19 protein-coding genes are annotated in these 24,847 nt (G+C 54.6%); 10 read left to right on the forward strand and 9 right to left on the reverse strand.

Annotated features, from left to right (window positions below; all coding sequences use genetic code 11):
- Nucleotides 1-57: 57 nt before the first annotated feature.
- Nucleotides 58-678, reverse strand: coding sequence for an ABC transporter permease (locus ACKGJP_RS00785; protein WP_409343820.1), 621 nt, complete (start codon nucleotides 676-678; stop codon nucleotides 58-60).
- A 240-nt stretch (nucleotides 679-918) separates the two neighbouring features.
- On the opposite strand from ACKGJP_RS00785, the gene ACKGJP_RS00790 reads away from it, so the two are divergent.
- Both ACKGJP_RS00790 and ACKGJP_RS00795 read left to right on the forward strand, forming a co-directional pair.
- Nucleotides 919-3,417 carry a DUF3656 domain-containing protein gene (locus tag ACKGJP_RS00790; protein WP_409343821.1) on the forward strand — a complete coding sequence of 833 codons (2,499 nt, stop codon included), beginning with the start codon at nucleotides 919-921 and terminating at the stop codon, nucleotides 3,415-3,417.
- A gap of 342 nt (nucleotides 3,418-3,759) precedes the next feature.
- Nucleotides 3,760-4,551, forward strand: coding sequence for an ABC transporter ATP-binding protein (locus ACKGJP_RS00795; protein WP_409343822.1), 792 nt, complete (start codon nucleotides 3,760-3,762; stop codon nucleotides 4,549-4,551).
- A gap of 87 nt (nucleotides 4,552-4,638) precedes the next feature.
- Here ACKGJP_RS00795 and helD read toward each other — a convergent pair whose 3' ends face one another.
- Nucleotides 4,639-7,026 carry an RNA polymerase recycling motor HelD gene (gene helD / locus ACKGJP_RS00800; RefSeq protein ID WP_409343823.1) on the reverse strand — a complete coding sequence of 796 codons (2,388 nt, stop codon included), beginning with the start codon at nucleotides 7,024-7,026 and terminating at the stop codon, nucleotides 4,639-4,641.
- 327 nt (nucleotides 7,027-7,353) lie between these two features.
- On the opposite strand from helD, the gene ACKGJP_RS00805 reads away from it, so the two are divergent.
- The gene (locus ACKGJP_RS00805; protein WP_409343824.1) at nucleotides 7,354-8,790 is read left to right on the forward strand and encodes a copper amine oxidase N-terminal domain-containing protein; all 1,437 of its coding nucleotides are present in this window, start codon (nucleotides 7,354-7,356) and stop codon (nucleotides 8,788-8,790) included.
- Nucleotides 8,791-8,981: 191 nt separating this feature from the next.
- Nucleotides 8,982-9,377: an Ig-like domain-containing protein gene (locus ACKGJP_RS00810; protein WP_409343825.1), complete on the forward strand. Its 396-nt coding sequence runs from the start codon at nucleotides 8,982-8,984 to the stop codon at nucleotides 9,375-9,377.
- Nucleotides 9,378-9,512: 135 nt separating this feature from the next.
- On the opposite strand, the gene ACKGJP_RS00815 is transcribed toward ACKGJP_RS00810, so the two are convergent.
- The 6 genes from ACKGJP_RS00815 to ACKGJP_RS00840 all read right to left on the reverse strand — a co-directional run bounded on the left by ACKGJP_RS00815 (nucleotide 9,513) and on the right by ACKGJP_RS00840 (nucleotide 14,971).
- Nucleotides 9,513-10,199 (reverse strand): ABC transporter permease, encoded by a 687-nt coding sequence (locus tag ACKGJP_RS00815; protein WP_409343826.1) that lies wholly within the window; start codon nucleotides 10,197-10,199, stop codon nucleotides 9,513-9,515.
- On the reverse strand, nucleotides 10,186-10,887 hold the full coding sequence (locus tag ACKGJP_RS00820) for an ABC transporter ATP-binding protein (RefSeq protein WP_409343827.1): 702 nt from the start codon (nucleotides 10,885-10,887) through the stop codon (nucleotides 10,186-10,188). Before ACKGJP_RS00820 ends, ACKGJP_RS00815 begins: the two co-directional genes overlap by 14 nt.
- Nucleotides 10,884-11,252, reverse strand: a complete 369-nt coding sequence (locus tag ACKGJP_RS00825) for a GntR family transcriptional regulator (RefSeq protein ID WP_409343828.1) — start codon at nucleotides 11,250-11,252, stop codon at nucleotides 10,884-10,886. The genes ACKGJP_RS00820 and ACKGJP_RS00825 overlap by 4 nt, the downstream gene beginning before the upstream one ends.
- A gap of 152 nt (nucleotides 11,253-11,404) precedes the next feature.
- A complete protein-coding gene (locus ACKGJP_RS00830; protein ID WP_409343829.1) occupies nucleotides 11,405-12,478 on the reverse strand; it encodes an ATP-binding protein in 1,074 nt (357 codons plus the stop codon).
- Nucleotides 12,475-13,149: a response regulator transcription factor gene (locus ACKGJP_RS00835; protein WP_409343830.1), complete on the reverse strand. Its 675-nt coding sequence runs from the start codon at nucleotides 13,147-13,149 to the stop codon at nucleotides 12,475-12,477. The genes ACKGJP_RS00830 and ACKGJP_RS00835 overlap by 4 nt, the downstream gene beginning before the upstream one ends.
- Before the next feature lie 58 nt (nucleotides 13,150-13,207).
- Nucleotides 13,208-14,971, reverse strand: a complete 1,764-nt coding sequence (locus tag ACKGJP_RS00840; protein WP_409343831.1) for an ABC transporter ATP-binding protein — start codon at nucleotides 14,969-14,971, stop codon at nucleotides 13,208-13,210.
- Between the two features lie 896 nt (nucleotides 14,972-15,867).
- Here ACKGJP_RS00840 and ACKGJP_RS00845 point away from each other — a divergent pair.
- The 4 genes from ACKGJP_RS00845 (at nucleotide 15,868) to ACKGJP_RS00860 (ending at nucleotide 19,999) form a co-directional block, all read left to right on the forward strand.
- Nucleotides 15,868-16,869 carry an ABC transporter ATP-binding protein gene (locus tag ACKGJP_RS00845; RefSeq protein ID WP_409343832.1) on the forward strand — a complete coding sequence of 334 codons (1,002 nt, stop codon included), beginning with the start codon at nucleotides 15,868-15,870 and terminating at the stop codon, nucleotides 16,867-16,869.
- Nucleotides 16,862-17,572 (forward strand): ABC transporter permease, encoded by a 711-nt coding sequence (locus ACKGJP_RS00850; protein ID WP_409343833.1) that lies wholly within the window; start codon nucleotides 16,862-16,864, stop codon nucleotides 17,570-17,572. The genes ACKGJP_RS00845 and ACKGJP_RS00850 overlap by 8 nt, the downstream gene beginning before the upstream one ends.
- 106 nt (nucleotides 17,573-17,678) lie before the next feature.
- Nucleotides 17,679-19,079, forward strand: a complete 1,401-nt coding sequence (locus ACKGJP_RS00855; protein WP_409343834.1) for a GldG family protein — start codon at nucleotides 17,679-17,681, stop codon at nucleotides 19,077-19,079.
- The gene (locus ACKGJP_RS00860; RefSeq protein ID WP_409343835.1) at nucleotides 19,076-19,999 is read left to right on the forward strand and encodes a DUF4340 domain-containing protein; all 924 of its coding nucleotides are present in this window, start codon (nucleotides 19,076-19,078) and stop codon (nucleotides 19,997-19,999) included. Before ACKGJP_RS00855 ends, ACKGJP_RS00860 begins: the two co-directional genes overlap by 4 nt.
- 180 nt (nucleotides 20,000-20,179) lie before the next feature.
- Here ACKGJP_RS00860 and ACKGJP_RS00865 read toward each other — a convergent pair whose 3' ends face one another.
- Nucleotides 20,180-22,276, reverse strand: a complete 2,097-nt coding sequence (locus tag ACKGJP_RS00865) for a multicopper oxidase family protein (RefSeq protein ID WP_409343836.1) — start codon at nucleotides 22,274-22,276, stop codon at nucleotides 20,180-20,182.
- A gap of 285 nt (nucleotides 22,277-22,561) precedes the next feature.
- Between ACKGJP_RS00865 and ACKGJP_RS00870 the strand changes: the two genes are divergently transcribed.
- The gene (locus ACKGJP_RS00870) at nucleotides 22,562-23,857 is read left to right on the forward strand and encodes an MFS transporter (protein ID WP_409343837.1); all 1,296 of its coding nucleotides are present in this window, start codon (nucleotides 22,562-22,564) and stop codon (nucleotides 23,855-23,857) included.
- Nucleotides 23,854-24,771 (forward strand): polysaccharide deacetylase family protein, encoded by a 918-nt coding sequence (locus ACKGJP_RS00875; RefSeq protein WP_409343838.1) that lies wholly within the window; start codon nucleotides 23,854-23,856, stop codon nucleotides 24,769-24,771. Before ACKGJP_RS00870 ends, ACKGJP_RS00875 begins: the two co-directional genes overlap by 4 nt.
- The last annotated feature ends 76 nt before the right edge of the window (nucleotides 24,772-24,847 follow it).

Here is a 24,847-nt window from a genome sequence, read left to right on the forward strand (position 1 = left end):
CGATATTTCCTCCTTTCGCTAACCTCCGGCTGGCGTTTTTATTTATCGAACCGCTTTTTACCGTACACGAAGTAACAAATTGCAAGCGAAAGCACGGTCCAGATTGCGATATTCGTGAAGTGGGCGTACAGGTCGGAAACCGTACCGCCCTGACTGAGCTTGACGACCGCATGGATAAAATGCTGCGTCGGCAAATAGTCGGCTGCGGCCGTGATTGCAGGCTGCTTGAACATCGGAGCGTACATCGGCGCCATGACGAAGATAAGCAGGACAGGCAGTCCGGTGATGCTCGTTTCGGATACGGTGCGCGACACGAGCCCGATGATCGTGCCGACCGAGCACGCTGGCGACGATGACGATGAACGTAATGAGCGTGGTCAGCGCGCTTTTACTGAGCAGCACCTCGGAGGTGGAAGCGGGCGACAGCATGAGTACGCGGAGCGTATGCTTTTCCTTTTCCTCCGAAATCATATTGGCTTGAACGAAGGAACCCGTCATCGACAGCGCCAGCAAAATCGGGAAGCTCATCACCGACAAGTCCTTCCCGTCGTCCATCTTGCTGAACAGGAAAGCGAACATGACCGGCATGGCCGCCATCAGCAAAATTTGCGGGTTTTTTAAAGTGTCCTTCCATTCCTTGGCTACGATGGCTTGGAAACGTTTCATGGAAAATGTCATTGCAGTTCCCTCCCTGTCAGTTGTACGAAAATATCCCCTAATGTCGGCTCGTTCGAGTGAATGGCAAGCAACCGTCCTCTTTCGTTCAACACCAAGCTTTTCTATAGATTAAGAAGTAAAAATGCCATTAGCCGGATGGCAGGAAACGATCCCAGATGAACCGCGGCCGCAAATCTGATACACTATAAGGAAGGAAGACGGCGGTGCATAAAACCGCCGCTTTAATTGGAGGCTAAAGGAATGAATGGAATAAGGAAAGAAGACGTCGAGCTGCTTGCCCCCGCCGGCGACTGGGATTGCTTGCGGGCGGCGGTCGCGAACGGAGCGGATGCGGTTTTTTTCGGCGTCGAGAAGTTTAACGCAAGAGCGCGGGCCAACAATTTTTTGATGGACGAGCTGCCGGATATTATGTCGTTCCTGCACCTGTACGGGGTGAAGGGATATTTGACTTTCAATATACTTGTGTTCGAAGAAGAGCTTCCGGAGGCGAAACGGCTGATCGAGGCTTGTATTGCGGCGGGCGTAGATGCGGTTATCGTGCAGGATCTGGGGCTTGTCAAAATGATCCGCGATTTGTCGCCGGATTTCCCGATCCACGGCTCGACGCAAATGACGATTACTTCCCCGGAGGCGGTCGAATTTACGAAGCCGTTCGATTTGGAGGTTGTCGTGCTTGGCCGCGAAAACAATCTGAAACAGATCAAGACGATCGGCGAGCAGGCGAAGCTGCCGATGGAGGTGTTCGTGCACGGCGCGCTCTGCGTGTCGTACTCCGGGCAGTGCCTGACGTCCGAAATGTGGGGAGGACGCTCCGCCAACCGCGGCGAATGCGCACAAGCGTGCCGCTTGCCGTACGATCTGATGGTCGACGGCGTGCAGAAGCCGATGGGCGACGTCGCCTACCTGCTGTCGCCTAAAGACTTGGCGGCTATCGAGCTGATGCCGGAGCTGATCGAAGCGGGCGTCAAGTCGTTCAAAATCGAAGGCCGGCTCAAAAGCCCCGAGTATGTAGCGAACGTAGTCAGCAAATACCGCCGGGCGATCGACCGGTATTTCGAGGGCAGCCGCGCCAAGCCGACCCGCGAGGAAATGCGCGAGCTGGAGCAAAGCTTCTCGCGCGGATTTACGTACGGGTTCTTACAGGGAACGAACAACAAGCTGCTCGTGGAAGGTACGTATCCCAAAAGCCGGGGCGTCTTTCTCGGCCGGGTCAAGCAGGTGCTTCGCGATGCGGTCATCTGCGAGCTGGAAGCGCCGCTGAAGCGGGGCGACGGCATCGTGTTCGACGCGGGCGATCCGACGAAGAAGGAAGAGGGCGGCCGGGTTTACGACTTGCGCCGCAAAGGAATCAAGCTCGAGGGCGAGGCACCCGGCGGATTGATCGAGATCGTGACGGGGCGCAACGATGTGAATCTGGGACGCGTGCATGTCGGCGACCGGATTTGGAAAACGAACGATCCGCATCTCGACAAGCGGATGCGGCAATCGTTCGAGACGGACAAGCCGTACCGGACGTTCCCGGTAACGGTCAAAATTACCGGCCGTGCCGGGGAGCCGCTACGGACGCTATGGACGGATGTGCCGACCGGACGGATCGTAGCGGTCGACTCCGAGCTGCCGCTCGCGCCGGCCGAGAAGCGGCCGATGGACGAGGCGCTTTTCGCGGAGCAGTTCGGCCGTCTTGGCGGCACGATTTACGAGCTCGGAGGGCTCGACGTGCAGCTGGACGGGGCGCTGATCGTGCCGATGCGCGAGCTGAATGCGATCCGCCGCCAAGCGGTGGAGCTGCTTACCGCCGAACGGCAAAAGCCGCGCGCGTATACGCATCGCAGTGTCGAGCCATTCGCGGATGCCGCGCAGCCGGCGCCGCAAGCGACCGACGCGCGGTTGATCGCGCTGTGCCGTACGCTCGAGCAGGTGAAGGCTGCCGTGGCTACGGAAGTCGAATTCATCTATGCCGACTTCGAGTTCATCAAGCAGTTTCCCGCTGCGGTTGAAGCGGTGCATGCGGCAGGCAAAAAGATCGCGCTTGCCACTCCCCGCATTCATATGCCGGGGGAGACGGGCTACTTCCGGAATATTCTTAACTTGAAGCCGGATGCGATACTCGTTCGCAACACGGGAGCGATGTATTACTTCATGAAGCAGCGCATGAGCGAGCCAAATGCCGTCCATCCGGAGCTGATCGGCGATTTCTCGCTGAACATCGCGAACCACAAGACGGCGGAGCTGTTCCTGGATGCGGGCTGCTCCCGCGTGACGCCGTCTTACGATTTGAACATTCAGCAGATGGTCGACATGCTGGGTCGTTCGAATACGGCCAAGCTGGAAATCGTCATTCACCAGCATATGCCGATGTTCCATACCGAGCATTGCGTGTATTGCACGTTCCTCAGCGAAGGCACCGACTATACGAATTGCGGCCGCCCTTGCGAGGAGCACCGGGCTTCCCTGCAGGATCGCGTAGGCATGAGCCATCCGGTCCGCGTAGACGAAGGCTGCCGGAATACGGTATATAACGCCATCGAGCAATCCGGCGCGGAATATTTGCGCAATTTCATGGAGCTGGGCGTATCCTCCTATCGGGTCGAGTTCCTGGAGGAATCGGCCGAGAAAGTGCAGGAGGTCATCGGGCTTTACAGCCAAGCGCTGCGCGGACAAATGAGTGGTACGCAGGTTTGGAAGACGCTCAAGGCGACCAACCAGCTCGGCGTAACGCGCGGACAGCTGATCAAATAAAAGCGGAACTAGGATAAGCATAGAAGAAGATATCCAGGCGAGGGACCGCTTGGATATCTTCTTCTTTTTTATAATGACTGAAAGTTTACCCTCCGCTGCATGTGCATTTCTCGCCAAACGTCAGGCATCAAGACGCCGAATGACGGTTATCTTTGGCGGCTGAATAGCCGGTTGTTTTCTATCAGTGAAATATTGAAGAATAACGGAGGTATTTGGACATTGACAGGGAAGTTGAGAATCGTTATCATAGAGATAACGATAATGAGAATGAATTTCATTTATAAGCATATAAACGTAGTATCAGAAGCGGAAGCGCGATGTGAAAGGAGTCGGTTGTCGACCATGAGCGTGCTCTATACGGAACAACTGCAAATCGGCTATGAGGAACGTGTAATCGTCCAAAATTTGAATCTCTCCGTACCGGAGGGGAAAATTACAGCCTTGATCGGTGCCAACGGATCGGGGAAATCTACGATTTTGAAAACGATGGCGCGGATGCTGAAGCCGAGTCAGGGGACCGTTTACCTCGATGGTCGCTCCATTCAGAAGCAATCGACGAAGGAAGTTGCCAAGCAGCTTGCCATTTTGCCGCAAAATCCTACGGCTCCGGAAGGACTGACCGTCAGCGAGCTCGTCGCTTACGGGCGGTTTCCGTATCAACGGGGATTCGGTACGCTGACGCGCGAGGATAAAGACATCATTAAATGGGCGGTCGATGTGACCGGCATGGTGGAATTCGCGGATCGCCCTGTCGACCACTTGTCGGGCGGTCAGCGGCAGCGGGCGTGGATCGCGCTTGCGCTGGCTCAGCAGACGGACATTTTGTTCCTAGACGAGCCGACTACATTCCTCGACATGGCTCACCAGCTCGAAGTATTGAAGCTTCTGGAGAAGCTGAATACGGAACAGAAGCGGACGATTCTGATGGTTGTGCACGATCTGAACCATGCTTCCCGTTACGCTCATCATATTGTCGCCATCAAAAAGGGCACGGTCGTCAGCGAAGGCAATCCCGAGACCGTCATGACGCCGGAGGTGCTGCGCGAGGTGTTCGGCATCGAAGCCGATATCGTCAGCGATCCGCGAACAGGTGCGCCGTTGTGTCTGCCTTTTGAGCTGGCCGTTGCAAGGTAAAGGTAACGCTGAAGCGGGGGGAGTCTCCCGCATGAACAAAGCCCCGGAGCTGCCGATGAGCAGTGTCCGGGGCTCTTTTGGCGTTTCTTATTTCGCGGCGACCTGACCCGCGGTTCCGGTATACGGCAGCGCCGTGTACGTGCGGGGATCCGTCCCGGCGATAAAGGGGCTGGGCTCGCCTAAGCAGTAGACGTCCAGCCGATGCATGGCCCTTGTGCAAGCCGTATAAAAGAGCTTTCGCTCATGCTCGCGCCCGTATGCATGTTTTGAACCGTCATAGATGATGACCGCATCGAACTCGATTCCTTTGGCGAGATAGGACGGAATGATGACGACGCCCGATTCGAAGGCCGCCGAATCTTTGGAAATGAGCCGCAGCGATATGTCCGTTAGCGCGGAAAGTGCCGCGAAAGCCTCGGCGCTCTCTTTGGCCGTTTTGCAAATGATCGCGGTCGTGCGAAATCCGTCCGTCTGCAAGGCTTTCAGACGATCTGCAATATGGGCATGCAGCCCGGCTTTATCCTCTGCGGCGGTGACTGTCGGCTTTTGGCCGTCCCGATTGAACGGCTCGATCCGTCCGCCGTCTGCCAGCATGCCCCGGGTAAACTCGACGATCGGCCGGGTGGAACGGTACGTGCGGGTGAGCGCGATCGTTTCCGTCGAAGCCTCGCCGTATAAATCTGTAAGCACCTCGAACGCTGGCAGGGCCGAATGGGCGTATATCGCCTGATTCAAGTCGCCCAACACGGTCATGCGGCTGCGGGGGAACAGCTTTTTGAGAAATTCGTATTGGAATGGCGTATAATCCTGAGCCTCGTCCACAAACACATGAAGGATGTTCATGTTGATTTGGAACCCTTCGACCAGCTCCTGCAAATACAAATAAGGCGTTGCATCTTCATACGCAAGCTCGCCCCGGTCCAGCCGTTCAACGGTGAGCTTGCAAATATCCCGGAGCAAGGGCGGAGCGGCCGTTTCGCCGACGATGCCAAGTAGCGTATCCGAATCGGCGAACAGTTGTCTGTACGTCGAGGGCAGGTCGATAAAGCGCAGCTTTTGGACACGAGAGGCGAGGCGTTTCGTATGCCGTCCGATTACGAGCTCCCGCAGCAGGTCGCTTTCCCTCTGTCCTTCGTTGAAGGCGCCTTCCCGCATCCGACGTTCTCTCCGCAGCTGCTTGAATGCTTTTTGGTAGTCTTCCGGCTCGAGCAGTTCGACCTCTTCCTGCACCCAAGGCTTATTGCGCTCCGCCTGCATGATCGATTCCAGCCGTTCCAGCAGCCATTCGACCACAACGTGAATACGCGGAGTCAGTTTGGTCGTCGATGTGATCGAATAAAATTTATTCGATATATCGGACGCCGGGATCAAGATGCGTCCCCGCAGCTTAATGTCCTTGAACACGAGCCCGCGGCTTTCCAGCTCGGTTCGGTACGAACGGATCATGTCCAGGAAGGCGGCCGACGATTTAAAGGCAATGCTTTGGATGCGCGCTTCGTAGCCGGGCTCGTTCTCGGCGGTCAGCACGTACTCCATTTGCGTAAAGGGATCCTCCACCTGGAACGCTTGGGACAGCCTATGCTCCAGGTAATCCTGAAACGTCGTTTGCTCCATGTTTTCTTCCCCGAGCTCCGGCAGCACGGTCGATACATAGCGGTTGAACATCGGATTCGGCGAAAACAGAACGATCTGATCGGCGGAAAGCATTTGCCGGTATTTATAGAGAAGGTACGCGACACGCTGCAGAGCGGCGGACGTTTTGCCGCTTCCCGCGGGTCCGGAAACGATAAGAAGCCTGTTCTGATCGTTGCGGATGATCCGGTTTTGCTCGCGCTGGATCGTCGCCACGATATTTTTCATTTGGGCGTCGGCGCCCTTGCCCAGCACCTGCTGCAAAATTTCGTCGCCTATCGTAATGCCGGTGTCGAACATCAGCTCGAGCTCGCCGCCCTTGATGACGAATTGTCTTTTCAGTTCCAGATTGCCCGCGATTTTCCCGGAAGGGGTTTCGTATTCGGCGGGACCCGGACCGTAATCGTAATACAGGCTGGATATGGGAGCCCGCCAGTCGTATACGAGAAAACGGTCTCCCGTTTCGTCCAGCAGCGAGGCGACGCCTAGATAGACGATATCGTCCTCATTCGAACCGTTTTCGCGGAAATCGATGCGTCCGAAATAGGGGGACTGCTGCAGCCGGCGAAGCTTCGCGATTTGCTGTGCGGCGTGGCGGTGGCTACGCTCGCGCTCGGAAAGCAGCTCGGCTTGCTGCTTCACGCTGATGTACGTCTCCACGATGTCGTCGGTGCTGCCTCTGTCGATCGTGACCTCATCCCAAAAATGTTTGCGGATATCGACCACTTGCTCTTTGATGTCGCCGGTCCGCAGGGAAAATTGATCGATGCTGGCACGGATGGTATCCATCACCTTATGGACGCGCTGCTGCTCGGCTTGGCGGTCTGCCCGATTTTCGCTCAACCTCATCACTCCTTGTGCAAATTTGCTTGACAACGGTTCGCTACAGTGATATCATCAGATATATAAAAATATGATCGGAACAAACAGACCCTTTTGTTTACAGAGGGTATTTTTCATTTTACCATGTAAATGCAATAATGTGCAAGCGATGATAAACCGGCATCTCCTAATGAGGAGGGAGCCGGTTTTTTTAGTTGCAAATTGGATTAATGATAGAAATAGGGATTATTTTCTTCTATTATGAAACATTTGGGATGAGTGCCTCGTCTAGAGAGGGGCTGTTTTTGCACAGCCGATCCGATCATGGGAGTGGAGGAGTTGTCGGCGATGAAAAAGAAAAAAAGTATGATTTTATCCGTTGTGCTGCTGATGCTTTTTGCAAGCGTTTCCGTTGCGCACGGAGAAAGCCGGAAAGCGGACGCCGTAACGGTGGACGGGAAAGCGGTCGTTTATCGGTACGGGGAGCCCTTCGTGCAGCAAAATGTCGATCTGGTGCCGATTCGGGACCTGCTGGTCGCACTGGGCGTTCCGAATGACGACGAGCATATCGTCTGGAATGGAGAGGAGCGTTCCGTAACCGCCGTTTCGGGTAAAGGCACTTTGAAAATGGCGCTCGATCAAGTCGAGCTGTATAAGAACGGCAGTAAAACAGCAACCTTCCTAACTGCTCCGCAGCTGGCGGATGGCCGCTTCTACATACCGGTAAGAGAGGTGGCGGAAGCGTACGGCTACAAGGTGACAAGGGATTTGAGCAAAGGTGTCATTTCAGTTGCTTCGGAAGCGTATATCGCTTCGCAGCAGCCTCCGGATCAAGAGGGACCGTCGCTCGTAACGGCCGTTGCGCTTACGGGAACCGTCGTGGAAGTTAAATTTAGCGAGAAGATGGATAAGGCTACCGCTGAAACAGCGGCTAGTTATACGATACAGAGCGACGCAGGCCGCCTTACCGTTTCAAGGGCCGAGCTGCAAAGCGATCAGATGACCGTAAAGCTGACCGTCGCTGAACAGATTGCCGGAACGATCTACAAGGTAAGCGTAACGGGTATCAAAGGGGCAAACGGAAATGTGAACGGGCCTTCCGCCGTTTACTTCGGTGGTATTATGACCTTGCTGGAGCGTGAGAGTTCCCTAAAGCTGGCCTTATTATCTGCCGTTTCTGCCGCCCCGACAACCGTTATTGCCACGTTCAACAAGGATTTGGATCGGACGACGGCCGAGCAGGTCCAGAATTATGTATTTGAGGATAACAAACAAGGATATGGACCAACTGTTTTGAAAGCCAAGTTAATGGATAACAAGAGAGCGGTTGTGTTGACGACGACCACTCAACCGACAGGAGTCGGTTATAAGCTGACCGTGTCGAATGTCAAATCGGCACCCGAAGGACAGGTAGTTGCGGATACGTTCAATACTTATCAATTTGGAGGATTGCCGCAGGATTCGCTGGGACTGAGAGCTATTTCAGCAATCGCCGTTAGTAATTCGACGGTAGAGATTCTTTTCAACCAGACTTTAAATAAGGTAACCGCCGAAACGGCTGCAAACTATAAGGCGGCAATCGAGAATGGAAATGGAGAAGCTGTGCTTACCGTAGCCAATGCCGAACTGATTGAGGGCGGTAGGAAAGTGCGACTGCTCTTATCTTGGGGGATGCAAAAAGGAAGCGTCTATAAGATCACTATGAGCAATATCAAGGATACGAACGGTTTCGTAATAAAGCCGGAGAATCAGTATACGCGGTTTTTCGGTGTTTCTGCTGAGTAGGAAGTGTTGGCGGCGGTAAAAACGCGAACAATACAAAAAAAAGAAAAAAAGTAAAATTTATTAAAATAATTGAAACATTTGGGATATATTGGGCGTCTATATCAATGGAACTGTCCAATAAGCTATGGAGGTGAAGAGAGAAACGGACGGACAAGACCAATAGACTACATAAATATGGAGGGAAACGTACAATGAAAAAAACCAAAGGACTGCTTTTCTTCGCTTTATTTCTGCTTATCTTCTCGGTGTCTTCGGTAGTGCAAGCAAGCGGCGATACAGAGGGGCCGAAAGTCTACGCTGCTGTAGGAACCTCTAATACGACAATCGAAGTTCTTTTTAACGAAGAGCTGGATCAAGCAACGGCTGAAGCAGCGACCAATTATACAATTGCCAAAATTACCGGCACAGCAACGCCGATCACCGTTTTTGATGCGGAATTGCTTAGCGATAATAAAACGGTTAAGCTGACGATTTCGAGCATGGAAATCGGCAACGTTTATCAATTGAACGTTCAGAATGTAGAGGATACAAGCGGTAACCCGGTTAACCCCGGAAATGCGACTGTTATGTTCGCAGGCCATCAATAAATGTTAAGTCCGTGAAAACGTCGCAAGGGCCGGCATACATGCCGGTCCTTTTTGCGTCTAAATTCTCCGATTTCTCTAAGACAGGAGAAAAATCTGGCGATACAAGAATGATCGAAATCCCGAGTCAGCCGGTCCCTATCCCTCCACCCCCACCTTCTTCTCCAGCACGTACAAGCTGCCGAGATAGAAGGCAAGGCATAGCAAAGCGAATACGAGGGTCGGCGGCGCGACCGTTTGGACCGCACTTGCGAGAATTGAGACGAACGAACCGGCGACAAAGGTAAGGAATGTGACGAGTGCCGATAAAGGGCCGAAGCATTTGCCCAATAACGTGCTGAAGAAGCACAGCAGGATCAGAGCGGAAACGGCGAGTATAAGCTTGACGATATAAGCGATTTTGGGCCAATCGAAGGTAAGCAGCGGCTCCGAACGGAACAGCGTTCCGTCGTGCAGCCCGTTTTGCAAGCTCATGCCGATCGCCATGACACCCATAAAGAGAAGGGTTTCGCAAACGATAGCCGTATATTTCGAAGCGATCAGCTGCCTTCTCCGCACAGGCAGAGCGAGTAAATACGAAACGGTACGATGTCTCCACTCCTCGTTCCAAGTAGAGAAGCAGTGAAGGAATGGAATGAAAAGCATACAGCCGATCCCGACGATATCCAGCGTCATGATGAGGCCTTTAGCGGACGAAGGGAGGCTCAGAACAGCGGGAAGTACCGCAAACAAAATGTTCCATACGACGACGGAGCCTAACGTGACCAGTATCGTCGTTCTGCGGTTTCGCAGGTCCGTTTGGATAAGACGGCTAAACGTGCGCAACGGGATACGCCTCCTTCATCAAAGCCAATAAGGATTTGCCGTGCTCGCGGCGCAGCGTTTCCGCATGTCCCTGAAGCAGCAGCTTGCCTTCGTGCATAAACAGAACGCGGTCGAGCAGCTTTTCGACGTCCGTTACCTCATGCGTGGACATGACGATCGTTTGCCCTTCCTCCATAAAGTCGTCCAGAATGGCTTCGATAATTTGCTGTCTGGCCAGTGGATCGATACCGGAGAACGGTTCGTCCAGCAGCACATATTTGGCGTGGCGGCTTAAGGCGAGCACCAGCTTGATTTTGGCCCGGGTGCCTTTGGAAGCTTTGGCGATAACCGTATTTTCCTTCAGTCCGAAAAAATCGAGCATGATGCGCGACTTTTCCCCGTTCCAATCCAAATACATATCTTTCATGTACCGAATGGCATCGCTGATCTTCATCCAAGGATACCACGCGTCGTTCTCGGGCAAATAAGCGAGCATCGCTCTAGTCGCAAGGGAAGGCGGCTCCCCTTCAAGCTTAACGATGCCCCGGTCGAGCGGTAGGAGCCCGGCTATCGCTTTGAGCAGCGTCGATTTCCCGGCGCCGTTCGTGCCGAGCAGACCGACGATCTGGCCTTCTTCCAAAGACAAGGATACCCCGTTCAACGCCGCATGTTTTCCGAACGACTTATACGCCTGCTCGACTTGAATCATGATGATTTGCTCCCCTCCAAATAGGCTTTCAAGCTATCCAAAATGTCCACATCCGAGCTGCCTAAAGACCGCAGAGCCGCGACGCAGTCCCGAATGGCCGTATCCATGGCTTCCTGCCGCAAAGCTTGAAGCATGCCCGCATCGCCGGTCATCAGGCTTCCTTGTCCTCTTACCGTAACGATCAAGTTCATGTCCTCCATTTCTTTGTAAGCGCGCTGAATCGTATTGGGGTTGACGCCGAGTGTCTTGGCAAGCTCGCGCCGCGAAGGGATTTCCTGTCCGAGGCGGTACGTGCCGGTAATGAACTTTGTTTTGATGTCGTCGATAATCTGGCTGTAGATCGGTTCTTTCTGATTAAATTCCATCGTATCCTCCGATGAAAAACTTGTATTACTGTATTAGTTGATTAATACACTAACACAAAATTTCCGGTTAAGTCAACGGACATTAAGGGGAAATACAAAAAAACAGGAGCCTGAAGGTCCTGTTTCATCGCGGCGGCGTGCAAAGCAAATCATTATATCTGAGCCTTGGCGGAAGGCAGCGTTACGATAAAAGTAGCTCCTTCCAGAGGCTTGCTCCGGACGCGAATATCGCCGTTGTGCATGCCTACGATTTTATGCGCGATCGAGAGGCCGAGACCGCTGCCGCCGCCGGCTCGCGTCCGTGCTTTATCGGCTTTGTAAAATCGTTCGAAAACATGCGGCAAATCGTCCTCCGCGATGCCGATACCGGAATCGGATATGCGGACGGTCGATTCCAAGCCGTCGCCGGTCTGGTTTTGCAGCAGCTCGATGCCGATCGAGCCTCCTTCGGGAGTAAACTTGATGCTGTTGTGAATCAGGTTGACCCATACTTGGCTGAGCATCTCTTCGTCGGCCACAATCCATGCTTCCCCGAGCGATACGTCCATGTCGATCTTCTTTTCGAGCCATTGCGGCTCGCAAGCGAGAACGATGTGGCGAAGCTGCTTGTCAAGGCGGTAACGCTTCGGTTCGAAAGGGTGATGCTTCGATTCCAGAGAGGTCAGCCTGAGCAGGTTGTCGCTGAGCTTGGACAGACGCCTGCTTTCCGCCTCGATAATGGTTAAATAATGATGGCGATCCTCCTCGTTCAATCGGTCTGTCCGCAAAATCCGCGCAAATCCGCTCATCGAGGTAAGCGGGGATTGAATCTCGTGGGAGACGTTGGAGATAAACTCCTGACGCATTTGTTCCATTTGGTTAAGCTGCTCGGCCATATGGTTAATGCCTTCGGCCAGCTTGCCGAACCCTTCGTTGGGATTGTCCCGGACGGCCAGGTTGACGTTAAAATCGCCCTTCGAAATACGCCGGAGGGCGTCAAGCATCGAATGGAAAAACTCGATATGCCTCTTGCGGTTGAAGAGCGCAAAGCTGAACGCGGTAGCTGCCAATAGAAGAAAAGATAAGAGCGCGGTAATCAACTGCTTGAATAGATCGTGCGGGTGCTTGCCCGTCATTTCGTACAAGTAGTCGGTTAAATAATAGGCCGCCGTGAAGCAAAGGAGATTGTAGGCGAGCACCGAGAGAACGGCCATTAAGCCTCGCGCGATTCGCTGCCGTTTCTTCATGGCCGAACCTCCAGCCGGTAGCCGAGCCCGCGGATCGTGCTTATTTTAAACCCGTACGCTTCTTCGGGAAACCGTTCCCTAAGCCTGTTGATGTGGACGTCCACCGTCCGTTCGTTGCCCTCGAAGTCGTAGCCCCAAATATCCTCGATCAGCTGCTCGCGGGAAATCGTTTTGCCGGTGTAGCTCGCCAGCTTGAACAGGAGCTCGAATTCCTTGAGCGGCAGCGTCAGGCTTTGTTTACCGGCGGACGCTTCATAGGTTTGCCGGTTCAGCAGCAGCTCGCCGGCTTGAACCGTTTGGGAAATGGCGATCCGGTAGCGCTTCAGCAAGGCCTTTACGCGGACGACCAGCTCCGCCGGCTCGAACGGCTTGACCAGGTAATCGTCCGTGCCGAGCTCGAAGCCTTTCACCTTCTGGGCCGTTTCGCCTTTGGCGGTCAGCATGAGCAGCGGAAAGTCGTAATGCGCGCGCAGCTCGCGGCACAGCTGCCAACCGTCCATGTTCGGCATCATGATATCGAGAATGACCATATCCGCTTTCACCGTCTCCAGGACGCGAAGCGCATCCACGCCGTCGGACGCCTCGTAGACGTCGAAGCCTTCGTTCTGAAGGACATGCTTCAGCAGCTCGCGGATGTACGGATCGTCGTCGACAATCAATAGTTTGGTCATGTTAGCTCCCGTCCTTTACTTGAGCGTATAGCGAATGCTGCGGCTCGGCGTCGCCCGTCTACACCGTTTCTTTAATGCGCAGCTGCTGTGTGGCGAATTCGCGGTACAGGTTGTGGCTCTGCAGCAGTTGTTCGTGCGTGCCGCTGCCGGTAACCGTCCCTTTTTCGATGAAAATGATCTGATGGGCATCCACTACGGTCGATAGACGATGGGCGATGACGAGTGTCGTCCGGCCCTTCATCAGATTCTCAAGCGCCTTCTGTACGACGATTTCCGACTTGCTGTCCAAACTGGAGGTCGCTTCGTCGAGCATCAGAATTTGCGGATCCCGGAGAAGCGCCCGGGCAATACCGATTCGCTGGCGTTGACCGCCGGACAGCTTGACGCCTCTTTCCCCGACCTCGGTATCGTAGCGATCGGGCAAATCATTGATGAATTGATCGGCATAGGCCATTGCCGCCGCGCGATCCAGCTCCTCCGCTCCGATCTCGCGTTCCAGCCCGTAACAAATATTATCACGAATCGTTCCCGCTATGAGCGGACTTTCTTGCGACACGTACCCGATTCGGCTTCGCCAAGATCGCAGCGTAAAAGCGTCTATCGGATCCTCGCCAAGCTTAACCGTTCCGCTTTGCGGCACGTAGAACCGTTCCAGGATCGAGAAGAGGGTCGTCTTGCCGCCGCCGCTCGGACCCACAATGGCGGTAACCTTGCCGGGCGGAATCGTAAAGCCGACTTCATACAGAACCTGCTCCCCGGTCTCGTAGGCAAACGAAACGTCTTCCAGCACGATAGGCCGATTCGCGTTTTGCAGCTCCCTGCCGGACGTATGGTCCTCTTCGCTCGCTTCCAGCGTCTCGATGATCCGCTCGGTAGCGCCGCGCGCCTTTTGCAGCTGAGTGAAAAACTGGGCGAATTGCCCCATCGGCATCATGATCTGAACGAGGTATAGGATGAACGCGACGAGCTCTCCGGCCGTCAGCGCTCCCGACGACACGCGCATGCCCCCGTACCCGATCAGAATGACGAGCAGCATCATCATGGTAAAGCCCATGAGCGGCGCAATCATCGCCTGCACTTTTGCTTCCTTCAAGCCGAAGCGCAGCAAATTCGTAATGCCGGCTTTGCCGTTCCGGTATTCCCCGGTCTCCGCGTTCGAGGATTTGACGAGGCGTATTTCCGACAGCACCTGGTTCAGCACCGTCGTAAAGCCTGCGGTTTCGTCCTGCAGTCCTTTGGATATTTTGAACATTTGACGGCCTAGCGGTCCCATGATGAGTACGGCAAACGGAACGGCGACGAGCATGGTCAGCGTCATTTGCCAATCGAGGTAGAACAAAGTCGCAAGCGAACCGATGATCGAGATAAGCCCGGTAAAGAAGTTGGCCAGGTGCTCGGTAATGAGTCCTTTGACTACTGCCGTATCGTTGGTCATCCGGCTGATCGTTTCGCCGGTCCGATGATTGTCGTAGTAGGAAACGGGCAGGGCGAGAAACTTTTTCCACAGCCGGTCACGGAGGGCCGCGACGACGCCCTGTCCGACTCGGTTAAGCAAATAGATGGAAAGCCCGCTGGCAATCGCCTGCGCAATAAAAGCGGCTGCCATTAGAACGATTTGCGTAGTCGTAATCGAAGATACGGAGAAACTGTCGACGAGATTTTTGGTGAAGAGCGGAATGACGAGTCCGACAAGCGTGGTCGCCACGCTCAAAAACAACGCCACGACGAGCAGCGGCTTGGACGGATTCGTTTGCCGGATCATCCGGACGAAGGGCCGCCATGTGCCCGGTTTTGGCCGGTTCGGCTTGTTTGCCTGGGTCATTGTTAGCTTGCTCCTTTCTTCGGGACGGTCGGGAAAGGCGATGCCGGGCATCGTCCTTTCCTTTGGTATCATGTGATGCATGCATCGATTTTAAGCAAGCCGTTAGATAGTTAGACGACATCAGCAGCCAACATGGAGACGCCGGTTAAGAGTAGCATAACGCTTGATTTCTCATTCGTCATCGGTTCGTTCTTAAGAAGAGGATACGATAGTTTTATAAACCCAATGTAAACGGGAGGGCAGGCGGGGACGGCCGCATCAGGACACGGTATGTTGGCATCTGTTGGCTAGGGCATGGCGCAGAATGGTTAGGTTAGGAGTCAAGCTGCCTATGAAACGGATGCACGGATGAACGGATGCTGCACAAAATGCAACATTATCTGCTGTTTTCGGATTTCAACAGGCTGACGCTGCATAAAATGCAACATTTTAACCGATTGATTAGTTAAAACTGGCCTTCCATACAAAAAATGTTGTATAAAGTGCAGCATCATATAGCCGAACGTCGTTTTGGAGCCTGAAATGCTGCAAAAAGTACAGCATGACTGACGCAGTTGGGCGAGCGACTGGGTTGGGATAGGGGACTGATGCAATGGAAACGGCGATTTTGTTCCGGCGTATGCTTGTGAACCATAGGGCAATTGTGAAAAAAAACGAGTAAAACCGTCTGCCGAAGGCGGGTTCTTTATGCTTTCGTTCGAAAATGGTCGATTAAGTTCACAATTTAGACACATTTTATTAATCTGTTTTTCAGTTTTGTTTAATGTTGGGTTAGGCTTGCCTGCGTATAGTAATAGCGTTCAAGCAGCAAGACGGAATTGCGGAGCGCCGCGGCACTAGGAAGCGGCAGGAGTGGACATGATGGTTAGTAAGCAATGGAAATGGAGGGTGTCGCAGTGCTCGAAGTAAAGCAAGTAAGCAAGCTTTATGAAAACCGGCGCGGAGTCGAGCAAATGGACTTCTCGATGAGCCGCGGGGAAATCGTCGGCTTTCTCGGACCGAACGGGGCGGGGAAAACGACAACGATGCGGATGATCACCGGTTACCTGAATCCGACGCGGGGTTCGATCCTTGTCGACGGCTTGTCGATGGCCGAGCATCCGAAGAAAGCGAGAAGCAAAATCGGCTACCTGCCGGAAACGCCGCCTTTGTATCCGGAAATGACCGTGCAGGCGTATTTGCGTTTTATCGCCGATCTGCGGGACATTCCGGTACGGGAACAAAAAAACCGGATCGGCGAAGTCGTGGAAAAGCTGGGGCTGCAGGGCAGAGAGAAACAGATTATCCGCAGTCTGTCGAAAGGGTACAAGCAGCGCATCGGTTTAGCGCAAGCTATTTTGCACCAGCCGGACCTGCTCATTCTCGATGAGCCGACGTCGGGTCTCGATCCGAAGCAAATCATCGAAATTCGCGAGCTGATCCGCGAGCTGGGCGAAAACCATACGGTGCTGCTGTCCACGCACATTTTGCCGGAAGTGAACGCGATCTGCAACCGCGTCTTAATCATTAACCAAGGCCGGATCGTCCTCGACGACAAGCCGGAGCAGATCGGCCAGTCGATGGGCGAGACGTTCGAGATGTCCCTGGAAGTCAAGGGGCCGCGCGAAGATGTCGTCCGGGAGCTGGGGACGATGCAAGAAGTATCCTTCGTCAAGGAGACCGAGGAATCACCGCTCGATACGGATGCCGGCACCGTGAAGCTGCGCTTGACTTCGGCGGATCGCACGGACATTCGCGAAGCGGTCTTTTATAAGCTGGCGTCGCTTGGTTACCCGATTCTCGAGATGAAACGCGAGAGCCTCAGTCTCGAGGACGTGTTCCTGAAGCTGACTACGACCGAAGAGAAGCATACGGAAACGGCGGCAGACGACGCGGAGGAGGTGGAGGAGCATGCGTAGAATGTTTGCCATCTGCCGCAAGGAGCTGCAGATGTACTTCTATTCGCCGACGGCTTACGTCGCGTTCGCTTTTTATTTTCTGATCAGCGGCTACTTCTTCAGCGCTTCGTTCATTGGCTCGATGACGACCGACGTCAGGCTCCTGTTCGGAAATATTATGGTCGTATATTTGTTCGTCATTCCGCTGCTTACCATGCGGCTGGTGTCGGACGAGCTGCGCCAAGGCACCGACGAGCTGCTGCTCACGTCTCCAGCCAGCATAACGGAAATTATCGGCGGGAAATTTTTGGCGGCGCTTACGGTTCAAATTACGCTTGTCGTCGTCAGCCTGATCTATCCGTGGATCATGTCCGCATACGGCCCGATCGATCAGCCGGTGCTGTGGCTTTCTTACTTGAGCCTGTTCCTGCTTGGCGCCACGATGATGGCGGTCGGGCTGTTCGCCTCCACGCTGTCCGCCCACCAGATGGTATCGGGCATCGTCGCTTTTGCCATGCTGCTCCTGCTCTGGATGATCGACTGGCTGGGCGACAGCATGCTCACGTCCGCTAAAGACGTGCTGCAGCAGTTTTCGATCGTGGGAAGGACGGCCAATCTGCAGAAAGGCGTTTTCGACCTGCCGGACGTGCTGTTCTATGTCACGCTGATCGTCGTATTCCTTGTGCTCAGCGTCCAGGTGCTCGAGCGGAAGCGGTGGAGGTAATGCGGATGAGAACAGATTGGTCGGGTTGCAGCGGAGTGTGCGGATTCGGCAGCTTGCCGGTTACCACGCCGCGTTTCTTGCAGAAACGATATAGGAGGGGGACGCTGTGAAAAATTGGCTCAAAGGCACAAATGCAGTAGTCCTGTCGCTTGCGGTTATCGGCATTTTTATCGTGCTGACGGTCTTCCTGCATTCGATGAAGGGCGTTCAGTGGGATTTGACCAAATCCAAAAAATTTACGCTTGCCGATAAAACGATCGAAACGCTTAAAGCGCTTGACAAAGACGTGCACGTCACGATGTTCTCGAATCCGGGCGACAGCTACGTGAACCGCCAAGTTACGGACTTGCTGGAGCAGTACCACAAGCGTAACGGGAAGTTCACGTATGAGGAAGTCGATCCGAAGAAGCAGCCGACGATTGCCCAGAAATACAAAATCGAGCAATACGGCACGATCGTGTTCGAAAGCGAAGGCAAGACGAAGAACGTATACAGTTACGAGCTCTTCGGACAAGGCTCGACGGAGAACTCCTACGCGTTCAGCGGGGAGGAGAAGTTCACGCAGGCGATTCTCGGACTGGCGGAAGGGGAGAAGAAACACGCTTACCTGGTAACCGGCCATGGCGAGCTGACGAACGCCAACGTGAGCGACCTGACGAACAATTTGACCAACGAAGGCTTCGAGGTTAAGGACCTGAACCTGTTGAAAGAAGCGCAAATTCCGGAAGATGCCGATATGCTGGCCGTGCTTGCGCCGCAGAACGATCTGAGCGCTAAAGAAGCGGATCTGCTGAAGGAATACGTGAAGGGCAAAGGAAAGCTCTGGTTCGCCCTCGGCATCGCGAAGGATATGGAGAAATGGACGAACTGGACGGGCGTGCTCGACACGATCGGCGTGAAAAACCGCCAAGCGCTCGTCGTGGAGAACCGGAAATCGCTCTCTACCGATCCGCTTACGATTATTCCGGATTACGGCGTTCACGACATTACAAGCAAGCTGAGCGAACAGGATCGCATTACGGTGCTGTACGGCGCGCTGGCGCTCGAAACGAACAAGGACGTTGCGGACTATAGCTCCACGCCGCTGCTTCAGACGACCAAGGATGCATACGGCAAAACGAATTTGTCGTTCTTTACCTCGGCGAAAAGCATCACGCAAAACGATCTGAAGAAGACGGATGCAGATCTCGCAGGGCCGCTCGATCTCGCCTATGCCGTTCAAGACAAGGACGGCAAGCCGAAAGCGATCGTCGTCGGCAGCGGCGCGTTCGCGACGAACGATCTGATTAACGAGCAGGGCAACAAAGATTTTATCCTGAACAGCATCGGCTGGCTGCAGGAGCAGAAAAACATGGTGACGATCCGGCCGCAGGAGGAAGAGAAACTGCAGCAGGTATTCTTCACGCAAGCGCAGGCTAATGTTATCCAATACAGCACGATGATCGTCATACCGTTGTTGATTTTGGCTTTGGGCGGCGTCATCTGGTGGAGGAGGAGACGCGGATGAAACGGTATTTGCCTACCGTCCTGCTCGTCATCGCTTGTCTCGCGGGTTTTTGGTACGCCAATAGCGAATCGTTGTTTCAAAATAAAGATGCCGCCGAGGTTAAGCAGCTCGTTGCGGTTAAGGGCGAGGACATCCAGTCGGTTGCTTTTGCCGCAGCCGATTCGAACGTGCAGCTATCCCGCAAGGGAGACGGCTGGGAGATGGTCAAGCCGGAGGCCTACCCGGTGGAAACGTATGAAGCGGACAACTGGGTCAACGGCTATATGACGCTGACGTACGAGAGCAAAATCGACGAGAATGCGCAGGATTTGGCGGGTTTCGGGCTCGATAAACCGGCTCAGCAATACGATGTGACGCTGAAGGACGGCACCGTCCAGAAGCTGCTCGTCGGCTCTCCGCTGCCGGTTGCCGGAACGACGTACGTCAAGCTTGGCGATTCGCCGGTCGTTTACGAGGTGGGCGATCAGCAATTGCAGGCTCTGGTGAAGCAGCCGTTCGACTTCGTGAGCAAGAAAGCGGTCGACTTCGACTACAACAAAACGACAACCGTTTCGATTGATTGGAAAGGCCAGAAGTGGCAGCTCGACAAGGTCGATAAGGACAAAAACGCCTACGAGGCCAACTGGAAGCTCGGCGATAAAGAATTGAAGCCGGAGGAAGGCTCGGCGGTGCTCGACAAACTGGTCGGCCTGCAGACCGAGCAAATGCCTAAGAAGGCCACCGATGTAAAGTCGGACGCGCCCGAGCTGAAGCTGGACATTAAGGAAACGAAGGACGGCAAGGAAACGGTCCGGTCGTATACCGGGAAGCTGGACAACAATGCCGTTTGGCTTGTGTCGCAGGACGGCGCTTGGGCTTATGCGGTGAGGGCCGAGATGATTCAGCAAATATACGATCAAGCAACAGCCAAGAAGGAATAGACAGAGAGAAGAAAAAGGTAGAGAGCCAAGTACAAGGAAGCCCCCGTTGCGATGCGCCAGGCATCGTAACGGGGGCTTTGTCGGTTTTCGCTTGCGAAGCGGCACGCCCGGAGGCAAGTTCGGTAGCGTGCAGGAACGATCACTCGTCGGCCGCTCCGTCAAACGCATGGCAATATCGGGTCATTCCGGGTGATTGTTCGTTTCGCGCCCCACCGCAAACGGGGTCGTCACACCTTCATACATAAGGTGCATCGTCATGCCGGCTGCCGCATGCACCAGGTTATGGCAGTGGTCCATCCATATCCCCGGGTTATTGGCCAGGAAAGCGACTTCGTACGTATCGCCGGGAACTAGATCAAGCGTATCGGACCACCACGGACTGCCTGTCGACGGTTCGCCGTTGCGGGACAAGACCAGCATATGATGGCCGTGCAGATGCATAGGGTGATCGACCATGCCGCGATTCACGATGGTCGTCTTGATCAGCTCGCCCTCGCGGACCATAAAGACGGGCGTGTTCGGGAACACGGCACCGTTAATCGTGTAAAGCGAGTCGAAACGGCCGTCGAAAAATCCGAGCTTGTTGTCCAGAATCATCGTAAAGGAGCGGTCGAACTTGCTGTCCGAGCCGAACGGAGTTGCGGCGGGAGTTCCGTAATGAAGCGGGTCGAATACGGCTCCCTCAGGAGCTGCAGGAATGTCTCCTTTTCCGTCGGGGCTCATTAGAATGCCGAGCTTGCTTCCCTCTCCGACACCTAAATAGACGGGTCTGTCGGGCATTGCGAACGTAATGTCGTACCGGCCGCCGGTCGTCAGCACGAGCTTTTGATTTTCGATGGTGCCCGGCTCATGCAGTTCGGCGCCGTCAATGGCGGCGACCTGGAAGCTAGCGCCTGTCAGCGTGTACGTTTGGCGGACCCAGTCGTCCGTATTGATCAGACGAAGTCGCACTTGCGTACCCGGAGCAATGCTCATCCGTTCGATTCCGTCGGATGCTCCGATTGCGAACGTTCCTTTCCATAAGTGGCTCATCACCGTAATATCTTTGCCCGGAGCGGGCTGGGCGCCGTCCTCCACGACCAGCGCTCCGAAGAGGCCTTTCTGCACGGCTTCCTTGGAATCCTGGTGGGAATGATACCAGAACGTGCCGACCTGCTCCGCGCGGATGCGGTACGTATGCGATTCGCCGGGTATGACGGCGTCCTGGGTGGCGCCGGCAACGCCATCCTCGGCGTTCGGAACGTCGAGACCGTGCCAGTGCACCGTAACGCCCTTCTCGATATCTTTATTGACGAGCGTCACTTCCGTCAGCTCGCCTTTTTTCAGGCGCAGCTCCGGGCCGGGAATTTGTCCGTTGTAGGTCCATGCCTCGATCTGCTTGCCTGAGCTAAGCGTAACGGTCTTCTTCTCTGCGGTCAGCGTAATTTTGCGGTCAGGCTCTTCCATCCGGGGTCCAGACAAGGCCGTAACGGGCACTGTCTTGGCGGAGGGCTGGACCGAAGCGTGTTCGGCGTGCCCGTTTCCATGATTGCGGGACAAAGCGGTCCCTCCGCCGTAATCGGCGGCGCCTGCCATCATGTCGATCCGGTCCGGCAGACGGCTGCTTTGAGAAGCGTCATGCAGGAGGAAGTAAGCCGGAACGGCGGCAAGGCACAGGATACTCGCGTCTCGCATCGCGCGCAACGCGAAGTGGCGGCGAGCGGGCGCTTGCTGCAATCGGAGGATAGTCAGGCAGCGGTGCTGCTGGTTCATCCCGAGGAGGACGGAAACGAAAAGCATAAGAAGGACCGGAACCGCCGCTTCAAGCCAGTTGAAGGGCACCGGAGCGGCGAAGCAATAATAGAAAGCCGTCATTGCTCCGAGTGCCGTCGTTTGATAAGGCAGGATCAGACCGGCGCGGGCCGCCTCCGCCAGCATGCCGGGCTCGGTGACGGCTCCCGATTTGCCGAACGTTTGCTTGCGCAGCCTCCATAGCTTCGGAAAGGCGGATATCCAGATGGATACGACCGGTATGGCGATAAGAGGGGCATGGAGAAATAAGCGATCTTGCCAGAAAATCGGAGCGTACGATCTTACCATCATGCCTATGGACGACCAAACCGTGAGAGCGAATACGGACAGGATGGCCGACCAGAGCATTTGCCTGCCCGCCTTTCGGCGCAGCTGCTCGTAAGTGCCGCTGTATGCGAGACCCGATGCTTTTGCGCCCGCAATCCATGCCAAAACGAATAGTATCAATAAAGGACCCATTTCTAGGCCAACCGTTAATTCGTACACTTTGTATTCCCCCGTCTTCCATTTTCGGTATCACTTGTGATTGTAGCGCCGCCGCGTCGGCAGCCAAACCGCCGCAGGTTGCGTTTTCGCTCAAGACCTCGGGTGGGGAGTTATACTGGACCTTCGGAGGACGGAATAGTCGGGAATAAGCAATTGTGCATGGTTATCCGCGATCTTCAATAGGCTAAGGGTAAGAGAATTTCTTTCATTTGTTGACGCTTTCAAAAGGGTGAATTTATAATTAATGGAAATGAATCGCAAAGCTCCATAAGGAGGATGTACGGAATGAAAAAAAGCCTAGCCAACTCGCCGTTCATGTTTGCTTTCGGGATGCTTGCCATGATGATTCCTTCCCAGGCGTTCAGTTCGTTTTATAGCTATTACTATGTCGAAAAGCTGGGGCTTGGCATTGGGCTGGCCACGATCGCCCGAACGATTTTCCTGATCTGGGATGCGGCGAACAATCCGCTGCTCGGCCATTTGTCGGACAGCACGAGAACGCGCTGGGGAAGGCGCAAGCCCTGGATTTACGGGGCAATGCCGTTCTTCATGCTCACGTTTATTATGGTATTTGCGGTGCCCGGCGGGCTTCAGCAAGGCGGCCTCTTTACCTGGTTTCTGATCGCCCTAATTTTGTACGAAGGCGCAGCCTCCGTTCTATGGGTCAATTATGGCGCTTTATTTCCGGAGCTGTTCCGGGGAGACCGGCTAAGGGCGAAGGCGTCGGCGGTCCAGCAAGCTTTCCAGATCGTGGCTCTGCTTATTGCTACGGCGCTCACGCCGATCATTTACACCGCGCTGGGATTCCCGCAAATGGCGATGATGTACGCCGCCGCCTTCGCCGTTTTTATGCTGCTTTGCATGTCCTCCGTGAAGGAAAACCCGGAGGCTTCGAAGTCGGAGCCGCTCAAGCTGCTCGATGCGTTTAAGGAGACGCTGAAGAACAAACAATTTTGGATATTCAACATCGCGAACTCTTTTGCTCAGACGGTTAACGGCTTGCTTAGCTCGATGATTCCTTTCTATGCGAAATATTCTCTTCAAATTCCGGAAGCGCAGGTGTCGATTCTGCTTGGTTCCATCTTCATTTCGATTATTCCGTTAGTCGCCGTATGGTATTGGATCGTCCGGAAGCTGGGAGGCCTGAAGAGCTGGCGGATAGGGATGGTCGCGTACGGGCTGTGCGTCATCCCGCTCTGGTTCGCGCAAGGGCTTGGCGGGGGCATTGCCGCGGGTATCGTCTTCGGTTTTGGCATGGCGGGCTTTCTCGTCACCCCGGCAGTGCTCAGCGGGCAAATTATCGACCGCGACGCCGAGCTGACGGGACGCAGGAGAGAGGGCATCTACAACGCGGTGGGCGGATTTATTACGCGCTCCAGCGGTCTGATCTCTGCGCTCGCTTTTTGGATCGTCGGCATGCTGTTCGGCTATGTGAGCGGCGACAACCCCGGCTCCAATCCGGATACCACGTTCCGGGTGCTGATCAGCATCGTTCCCTTTCTTTTGCTGACCGCCGCATTTGTGACCTCCTTGTTTGTAAAGAATAACGAAGGAGAAGCGAAGGAGACGTATTTCATATGACGAAACGGTATCTAATCATTAACTGCGACGATTTCGGGCAGTGCAGGGCGGCTAACGAAGCGATTTTTCATTTGCTGGAAGCGGGCAAAGTGTCCTCGGCGACGATCATGCCGCCGGCTCCGGCATTCACGGAAGCGGCGGCTTGGGCCCGCAGCCGAAAAGACCCGCAGGTAGGGCTTCATCTTACTTTCACCAGCGAATATGACGGCCATAGGTGGAAGAGCCTGACCGGCGATCCTTCCTTGCACGACGAGAGCGGTTATATGCATATGACGATCAAGGAGTTCGAGGAAAGGGCGAATCCGCAGGCGGTTCGGGCCGAAATGCAGGCGCAGTTCCGAGCGGTGGCGGAGTCTGGACTGAACGTCACTCATGTCGACAATCATATGGGGAGTCTGTACGGACTCGCCACCGGACGAAGCTATTTGCCGCAGGTGTTCAGGGAGTGCGGGAAGCGGGGGCTGCCCTTCCGGATTTTTCGCAATATTTACGAAAAGGATGCGCTTCTCGCCTCGATTCCGAATGCGGCAGGCATTCTCGCGAAAGTGGTTGCGCTGGCCGATGTGCTCGGAGTCGCTATGCCCGACTATTTGCTGACGCACACGTATCCTCTCGAAGAGGGAGAGACGTACGATAGCTTTAAGCAGATGTTGATCCGGAAGGTATACGATTTGCCGGAGGGGGTATCCGAAACGTATATCCACCCCGCCGTGGAGGATGAGGAGCTCAAATCGTTCCTGCCCTCTTGGCAGAAGAGGGTTTGGGAGTTCGAGCTGATGCAGGACGACGATTTCGCCTACGCCATTAAAGACGCGAGCGTTGTCCTGACCGATTACCGGTATGTCCGGGACCATCTGGGGCGTTCCCGGCTCAAAGCGGCGCTGCAGCTGCTGAAGACGATGCTCCGTAAATAGAAACGGGCATGCCAATAGAGCCGCTGCCTGATATAGGAGGGCAAAGGGGAAGAGGACGTCCGAAACGGATGTCCTC

The organism is Paenibacillus litoralis, from assembly GCF_046244365.1.
In the GTDB taxonomy this organism is placed as follows: Bacteria; Bacillota; Bacilli; order Paenibacillales; family NBRC-103111; genus Paenibacillus_V.